This is a genomic window from Parendozoicomonas sp. 209JJ7-1 (genome assembly GCF_058147085.1).
The window spans coordinates 1-6,949 of record NZ_JBYVJU010000028.1 but is presented as its reverse complement, the minus strand read 5'-3'; the positions used below and the strand labels follow the sequence as shown (position 1 = coordinate 6,949).

The 6,949-nt window shown below is 47.8% G+C and carries 10 protein-coding genes; 5 read left to right on the top strand and 5 right to left on the bottom strand.

Features of this window, described 5'->3' with window-relative positions; translation table 11 throughout:
- Positions 1-191: hypothetical protein (locus ACY2RQ_RS18645; RefSeq protein WP_490114514.1), on the top strand; the 191-nt coding region annotated here is incomplete at its 5' end.
- 109 nt (positions 192-300) lie between these two features.
- Here ACY2RQ_RS18645 and ACY2RQ_RS18640 read toward each other — a convergent pair.
- From ACY2RQ_RS18640 to ACY2RQ_RS18630, 3 genes are all read right to left on the bottom strand, one after another.
- Positions 301-597, bottom strand: coding sequence for a hypothetical protein (locus ACY2RQ_RS18640; protein WP_490114513.1), 297 nt, complete (start codon positions 595-597; stop codon positions 301-303).
- Positions 598-660: 63 nt separating this feature from the next.
- The gene (locus ACY2RQ_RS18635) at positions 661-951 is read right to left on the bottom strand and encodes a type II toxin-antitoxin system RelE family toxin (RefSeq protein WP_490114512.1); all 291 of its coding nucleotides are present in this window, start codon (positions 949-951) and stop codon (positions 661-663) included.
- Positions 941-1,189 carry a type II toxin-antitoxin system Phd/YefM family antitoxin gene (locus tag ACY2RQ_RS18630; RefSeq protein WP_490114511.1) on the bottom strand — a complete coding sequence of 83 codons (249 nt, stop codon included), beginning with the start codon at positions 1,187-1,189 and terminating at the stop codon, positions 941-943. Before ACY2RQ_RS18630 ends, ACY2RQ_RS18635 begins: the two co-directional genes overlap by 11 nt.
- A gap of 365 nt (positions 1,190-1,554) precedes the next feature.
- On the opposite strand from ACY2RQ_RS18630, the gene abiEi reads away from it, so the two are divergent.
- From abiEi to ACY2RQ_RS18610, 4 genes are all read left to right on the top strand, one after another.
- Positions 1,555-2,097, top strand: a complete 543-nt coding sequence (gene abiEi, locus ACY2RQ_RS18625; protein WP_490114510.1) for a type IV toxin-antitoxin system AbiEi family antitoxin — start codon at positions 1,555-1,557, stop codon at positions 2,095-2,097.
- Positions 2,087-3,001 carry a nucleotidyl transferase AbiEii/AbiGii toxin family protein gene (locus ACY2RQ_RS18620; RefSeq protein ID WP_490114509.1) on the top strand — a complete coding sequence of 305 codons (915 nt, stop codon included), beginning with the start codon at positions 2,087-2,089 and terminating at the stop codon, positions 2,999-3,001. Before abiEi ends, ACY2RQ_RS18620 begins: the two co-directional genes overlap by 11 nt.
- Positions 3,002-3,114: 113 nt before the next feature.
- Positions 3,115-3,285, top strand: a complete 171-nt coding sequence (locus ACY2RQ_RS18615; protein WP_490114508.1) for a Fic family protein — start codon at positions 3,115-3,117, stop codon at positions 3,283-3,285.
- Between the two features lie 37 nt (positions 3,286-3,322).
- Complete coding sequence (locus ACY2RQ_RS18610; protein WP_490114507.1) at positions 3,323-5,773, top strand: TOTE conflict system archaeo-eukaryotic primase domain-containing protein; 2,451 nt, start codon at positions 3,323-3,325, stop codon at positions 5,771-5,773.
- Positions 5,774-6,010: 237 nt separating this feature from the next.
- Here ACY2RQ_RS18610 and ACY2RQ_RS18605 read toward each other — a convergent pair whose 3' ends face one another.
- Both ACY2RQ_RS18605 and ACY2RQ_RS18600 read right to left on the bottom strand, forming a co-directional pair.
- Positions 6,011-6,505, bottom strand: a complete 495-nt coding sequence (locus ACY2RQ_RS18605; protein ID WP_490114506.1) for a YraN family protein — start codon at positions 6,503-6,505, stop codon at positions 6,011-6,013.
- A gap of 155 nt (positions 6,506-6,660) precedes the next feature.
- Positions 6,661-6,949, bottom strand: a 289-nt coding sequence (locus ACY2RQ_RS18600; protein WP_490114505.1) for a transposase, incomplete at its 5' end; no start/stop codon positions are given.

Genomic DNA, 6,949 nt, shown 5'->3' with positions numbered 1-6,949 from the left:
TATCACCAAGAGTGGGAATGACGCTGAAATTTCTGTTTGATTATGGAGACAGCTGGGAGTTTGATATCAGCCTGGAGGAAGAGGACAGTGACCGCCTTCAAACTATCAGTCCCCAAACTATCAGCCCCCAAACTATCACGATCAAGGAAGAGCAGGGGACGCCTCCAAAGCAATATGGTGAGGAGTGGTAAATTTTCTGTTGATGTGCAAATTAGCTTTACTGGTGCAGGACATCAAAGGCAGTGGGCAGAAATGAACGATTACGATGGCTTAATGAAGCAAGTTGGGAAGTATCTGAATTCACTCAGCGAGGTCCGAATGGCTGATTTCATCTTTTGCGTAGGCGAGCAGTGCGAGATAGCCTTTTTGTCTCAGGAATTCGAGTGCGATCACAGATAGTGGTTTTGCTTTATCAATCTGCTCAAGAATATTTGATACTCTACTGAACGATAAGCCTGCACCACCACAGCGTCTTCTGTAGAAGAGAAAAATGGCAGCGTATGGGTATAAAAGCATGTCGAAGACGCTGAATTTTAACCTCCACCCCACAGCTGGGCCACAAAATATTGATAAATGTGCAGTCCTGTGTTCCCTCATTTGGCTACTACTTGGTTATTTGAGGGAAGTCGACAGTTACTTCGAAGGTATGTGTTATGTCGCTTAATGAAACAACCGGGATAAGGCTATTTGATAAACTTCATTCCGGTTTCGTTTACTAATGGCAATAACATCGACTGTGATTGTTTGATCGGATACGGAATAGACCAACCTGTAACCCAGCTGTCTCAGCTTTATTTTGTAAAGGTTTGGAACTCCAGCAACTTTTGCAGAAGGAACATGTGGCTCAAGTAGCCTTCGCTCCAGAATTTTTTTGAATTGTTCTTTAACCGTGGGGTTCAGTTTTTTCCATTCTTTAAGAGCAGATTTCTTAAAGGTCAGTTCATAGGTCATCGAGAGAAACCTTAACAGACTCTTCATCTGCTCTTTCTTTGACCAGCTCAATGAGTTCCATATCCTCGATGAGTTCCATCATTGCCTCATAGGCTTTGGCTGGTACACAGTAAAAGGCTGGTTCATTGCGATTTAGAACAGCGATAGGAAGCCCTTCACCGCTAGCAACAACTTTCATGGGGTTGGCTTTCAGCTCAGAGATGCTGGCGGCAATATCAGTTAGGATTTGTGAAGCCATAATAGTTCTCCTCTCTTATAAGACCGGATAATAGACCTATTATTAAGTCTTGATAAGCAGTAAAGTTTCCCGCAAGGAACTATAAAGACATGTTTTTTTGAAAATATGATTATTATCAATTGGTTACGGGTGCTTAACAGAAGCTAAGAGTTCCCCTTTCCCTTTTTATAATCCCGCGAAGTACCAACTGACAGCTTCCTTTTATATTGCGTCATCTTTCCTGCCACTGGCGTATGGCTCTTGCTCTTTATTTAGTGGACACTTGTTCCACTTATGGTTAGATTTAATGTCTACTTGTTTATTTGCGATAAGTGGACAAATATGCCATATATATGTGGTATATATGTCAATATAGGCCCTTCGCTATGGATCAGGCTACCGCTCTAAAGCGGCTCTCAGACTTGGATCGAAGGGGGCGCTCGGTCTTTACCTCACGGGACTTGGCCAGAGTCTTTTTTGAAGATGGCTCCAAGGCATTTCATGCCGGGCTAGCGCGTCTGGTCAAGAACGAGATTCTCTGGCGGGCTGTGAAGGGGGTTTATGTTTATGCCCTTTCCCAAAACAGCAAAGCTGATGTGCTCGAGCATATTGCGGTAGCGTTGCGCCGGGGGGAGTACAGCTATATCAGCTTGGAGTCTGCCTTGTCTGAATATGGGGTAATCTCCCAGATTCCTGTGGACCGGCTGACCATTATGACTACTGGTCGTAAAGGGGAGTATAGAACGCCGTTTGGAACCCTTGAGTTTACCCATACCAAGCGGTCTGTTGGGGATATTCTGGACAGTATTGTTGATCGTAACCGGCCTTTGAAAATTGCCATGAAGCAAGCCGCCTTCCGTGATCTCAAGCGGGTAGGCAGAAATGTGCACCTTGTTGATGAGTCTCTGGTTTATGAAGATGAACACTGAAGATTTTGCCGGGCTGGTTGAGCGCATCATGCAAAATGATGCCTTGGCATTAATGCGCCCTGTGGTAGAAAAGGAGCTGCTTCATTACGATATTCTGTTTTGCCTTGAGCGAGAAGGGTTGCTGGATAACCTGGTGTTTCAAGGGGGAACTTCGCTTCGGCTGTGCCATGGTGGTAACCGATTCAGTGAGGATCTGGATTTTGCCGGAGGTATCGCTTTCTCATCCGCATCCTTGACCAATATGAAGACCTGCATTGAAGATTATATTGGTGCCCGATATGGCCTTGAGGTGCAGGTAAAGGAGCCGGCAACGCTCAGGAAAGACCCTGTCTACGCGGAGATGAATGTCGACAAGTGGCAGATATCTGTGGTGACAGCTCCTCGCAGGAAAGATACTCCCAGACAAAAAATCAAGATTGACGTCGCAAATGTCCCAGCCTATACCCGAGAAGCCTTGCCGCTACGGGTAAACTATAGTTTTCTGCCAGACGGTTATAACGATACCCTGGTCTTCACAGAAACACTGGATGAAGTGATGGCCGACAAGTTGATCTCACTGCCAGCCACCCAGAATTATATCCGTTTTCGGGATATCTGGGATCTACCCTGGCTTCAGCAGCAGGGCGCAAAGCTGAATGCAGAGCTGGTCAGGAAAAAAATCCATGATTACCATCTTGATGATTTTGAAAAGCGGTTACAGAAGCTGAACCTGTCACTGCCGGCAATGGTTTCTGATGGTGCTTTCCAAAACGAAATGCGCCGTTTTCTGCCATCGGATATTTATGGCCGTACTCTGGGTAAAGAGAAGTTTGAGGGTTACCTTCTTGGGGTTCTGCAAAAGCAGTTTAGTACGCTGAGTCAAGAGCTGTATGGCAGCGGTGCTTCCTCTGAGTTTGTAATGTAAAAATCAGAGCCTTCCCTTGGTGGGCATAAGGGCAAGTGACCGACCAAGCTAGCGATCAAGTTAAAAAGTTGATCAGAGTGCTGTGCTCCGAAGGTGGACAGTGCAAATAGTTGATGGAGCGGCTGCAACTGAAACACCGACCCAGCTTTCGTAAAAGCTATTTAACGCCGGCGATTGAAAGTGAACTGGTTGTGATGAGCTACCCTGAACGTCCGAACAGTCCGAAGCAGACCTATCGATTGAGTGAGAAGGGTCTGATTTATTTGAAAGCGCTGAACAGTTAAACAGTGTTTCAATACTTCACTGGATCGCTAATATTTGATGAGCACCTTACGGTTACCCGGATACACTGGAGAACTCCAAAAGATCGAGCAACGTCTGCAGGCCCTCGAAGAAGAGCGCCAACAGTTGTTGATCAGACGTAGTCAATTGTTGTCAGGCAACCCGGAACAGAGAGTTGAACAGCGGGCGGCACTTGTTCCTTTTACTGCCGAGGAAAAAATCCGTATCTTCAGATCGCTGTTTCAGGGGCGGGATGATGTTATCGCCGCACGCTGGCAGAGTCATACCTCAGGGAAGTCAGGCTATTCACCGGCTTGCCATAACGAATGGCGGCCAGGCCTGTGCCAGAAGCCAAAGGTGAAATGTACCGACTGCTCACATAGTAATTTTGAAACCTACACAGAAAAGGCTGTCCATGGTCACTTGACCGGGAAACGCACCCTTGGCATCTATCCCCTGCGAGCTGATAGCACCTGTCTGTTCCTGGCCGTTGATTTTGATAAAAAGAGCTGGCGGGAAGAGACATCGGCGTTTGTAAAAGCCTGTCAGTGTGATTTTGTCGACTGTTATACGGAAATCTCCCGTTCAGGCAATGGTGCCCATGTCTGGATTTTCTTTTCATCGCCAGTGTCTGCGAAGGATGCCAGACAAATGGGAAGCTTCCTGCTTGACCAGGCCATGGATGCCTGTCCGGAACTCAGCTTTGACTCCTATGACCGTTTCTTTCCCAACCAGGACACTTTGCCCAGAGGTGGATTTGGCAATCTGATTGCGTTGCCTTTGCAGTTTGCTCCTCGTCAGCAGGGCTTCAGCATCTTTGTTGATGATGAATTTAAGCCCATCCCTGATCAGTGGCTGCATTTGAGAGAAGTTGAACGGGTACCCCATGAAAAAGTGCGTGAACTTGTTGATACCTATCAGTCCCGTTTTAGCCACCAGCAAAGTCCGATTCCAGAGTTTGCACCATGGGAGGTTGGCCTGCCCCAGTCGTCTGGAAAGATTGAGGGCTGTCCTCAAACGCTGAAGACCGTTATGGCCAATGGCTTGTACATTCCTATTCGGGAACTCCCAGCCCGGCTGCTGGTCAGGATGAAAAAACTGGCTTCGTTTCCCAATCCGGTTTTCTTTAAAACCCAGGCTATGCGGTTTTCTACCCAGGGTATTCCACGGGTTATCTCCTGCTCCCATGTTGAGAATGGTTATTTGCATCTGCCAAGAGGGTGTCTGGAAGGGGTGGTATACATCCTGGAGCAACAGGGGTGTGAGCTGGTGGTTGAAGATAAGCGGGCTTCTGGTACAGCGCTTCCAGAGTGTGAATTCCTGGGACACTTAAAGCCGGAACAAAAAAGAGCCGTAAAAACCCTTGTACTACATGAAACCGGTGTACTGCATGCACCTACAGCATTTGGTAAAACGGTGACTGCTTTGGCGCTGGTGGCAAAGCGGAAAGTCAATACACTGATACTTGTCCATAGCCGTCAACTGGTTGATCAATGGCGTGAGAGGGCGCAGGCATTTCTTAATGTATCCGATATGGGGCTGATAACTGGCGGAAAGAAGAAGCCATCTGGCATGATTGATATTGCCACCTACCAGTGCCTGATCAGTAAAAGCGGCGATTTTAAAGGAATAAGCCGCGTTAACCCTATAGTGCACGAGTATGGTCAGATCATTATTGATGAATGCCATCACCTCTCAGCCCCTCGTTATGAGATGCTGCTCAGTGAAGTAAGAAGTCGCTATGTTCTGGGCATAACTGCTACGCCCTACCGACAGGATGGCCACCAGCCCATTATTCACCTTCAGGCCGGGCCTGTTCGATATAAGGCTACCGAGAAAAGAAGTGAGCACCTTCGCAGGGTGATCTTTCGGGAAACTGGATTATTGCCACCCGCCGACTGGCTTGAGCAAAGGCCGCATATTTCAGAAGTTTACCAATGGCTGGCGAGTAATGAACAGCGGAACCAGAAAATTATTGAGGATGTACTCTCTGCGCTTAGCGCGGGGCGAAATCCGGTCATTCTGACCGAGAGAAGAGAGCATGCCTGCCTGTTGCACGAGGCTTTGCGTGCAGCAGGACATACGGCCGAAATTCTCCATGGAGGTATGAAAGATAAGAGCAGACAGGCGGTTATTGAAAGGATGGTAGGCTCTCATGATCCAGTCCCTCTTGTGGCAACCGGCCGGTATTTGGGTGAAGGGTTTGATCTCCCCAAACTGGATACTCTTTTTCTGGCACTACCTGTTTCCTGGAAAGGAACCCTGGCTCAATATGCGGGGAGGGTACACCGTGAGTATGAAGGAAAGGGCGAGGTGATAGTTTATGACTATGCCGATTCTGCCATTTCTGTCTTATCACGTATGAAGCAACGCAGGGAGAAGGGATATAAAGCTTTGGGTTATGTGCTCGATAGCGTGAATCTCACACTTGCCATGGATGGCTCAGGCCTTCAAACTGTTGGGGTATTTCCTCCGACTGCTGCTGGATAGATATGCGAGTGCGGTGTGTAGCACTCGCCGGAAAGGTTTATCAGGAGGCTCTGGGTGTATCGGCATCAACAGGCTGACGCACACCGTTAAGTGCTTTTTTCCAGATGTGTTCCTCTTCGATAACGCCAATAAACGCCTGGGCAGAAAATCCCTCAGGATAGAGCGAGAACTCGTGAATCTGGTCGCTCTCATCTATTGTTGATCCGCCTGTCAGCGGGTAAACATCATCCCTCAGCGCTATAAGAATCTCCTCCAGGGAGACTTTACAACGCCAGAAAACAGCTCATGGTCACATTCGATGCTGGTGTCCACTATCCAGCCATGGATCGATAGTGGCTGTCCATTTGGAAGATTCAGCTTCGATAAGGTCTGTGGCTCATGTTGAATCAGCCACTCGACCATTGCCCGCTTGCGACGTACCTGTTCACCAGCTTTGCGAAGCGTGCGGGTTTTATAATGCCAGATCTCTTCAATGGTGCTGCGCAGGTAGGTGGATTTCACCTCTATAACCAGTAACTGGTTATCCTTGAAGCAGATAAGATCAATCTCTCCACAGTTCAAGCTATTCCGAGTTTCGGGGTGAAAACCCTTGATAACCTGAAAGCCTCGTTCCCTGAAAGACCGGGCCAGGTTATCTTCAATACGGTCCGTCTCTAATCGAGCTTCCTGGCGGTGAGCACCGATCTTACGCAGGTTATTAATGGCAGCTGTACTGCTGTTTTGGAAGGCCATTATCCCAGGAATCTCAAAGTGGTAACGGCTAATCTTGAAATACGGGCGCTCTGTTGAAGGTCCGCTGTCCAAAATTCCAGGATGGCTTCGGCGGTTTTTATGGAGCCTGTGGGGTTCTCTTTGCCGACTGTCCAACCCTTTATATTTTTGCCTCGTCAGCAAAATCTGTGGGTCATTTCTGGTTCAGGCAGTTTCCCAAGTGCGTGATATAAAGCGATTTCCGCACATCTGTAGGTTCTGAAGCCGTATGATTTTCTCGTAGTGAGTTTTATCCTGGTATTCAGACCCTCAACAATGCCGCTGGAATACGCTTTTTTTGCCCTGAACCAGTTCAGGATAAGAGTTTTGTGTCGTCTAACCGTCTTCACTACTTTTTTCATCGGTTCCAGTTGGGAGCGCATGACGCGTGTACACCAGCGGTCGAGATATTTTCCTGCCCAATGC

Excerpts from the sequence above, each read along its gene's own strand:
- ACY2RQ_RS18640 (WP_490114513.1), bottom strand. The coding sequence starts at position 597 with ATGAGGGAACACAGGACTGCACATTTATCAATATTTTGTGGCCCAGCT.
- ACY2RQ_RS18635 (WP_490114512.1), bottom strand. The coding sequence starts at position 951 with ATGACCTATGAACTGACCTTTAAGAAATCTGCTCTTAAAGAATGGAAA.
- ACY2RQ_RS18630 (WP_490114511.1), bottom strand. The coding sequence starts at position 1,189 with ATGGCTTCACAAATCCTAACTGATATTGCCGCCAGCATCTCTGAGCTG.
- abiEi (WP_490114510.1), top strand. The coding sequence starts at position 1,555 with ATGGATCAGGCTACCGCTCTAAAGCGGCTCTCAGACTTGGATCGAAGG.
- ACY2RQ_RS18620 (WP_490114509.1), top strand. The coding sequence starts at position 2,087 with ATGAACACTGAAGATTTTGCCGGGCTGGTTGAGCGCATCATGCAAAAT.
- ACY2RQ_RS18615 (WP_490114508.1), top strand. The coding sequence starts at position 3,115 with ATGGAGCGGCTGCAACTGAAACACCGACCCAGCTTTCGTAAAAGCTAT.
- ACY2RQ_RS18610 (WP_490114507.1), top strand. The coding sequence starts at position 3,323 with ATGAGCACCTTACGGTTACCCGGATACACTGGAGAACTCCAAAAGATC.
- ACY2RQ_RS18605 (WP_490114506.1), bottom strand. The coding sequence starts at position 6,505 with ATGGCCTTCCAAAACAGCAGTACAGCTGCCATTAATAACCTGCGTAAG.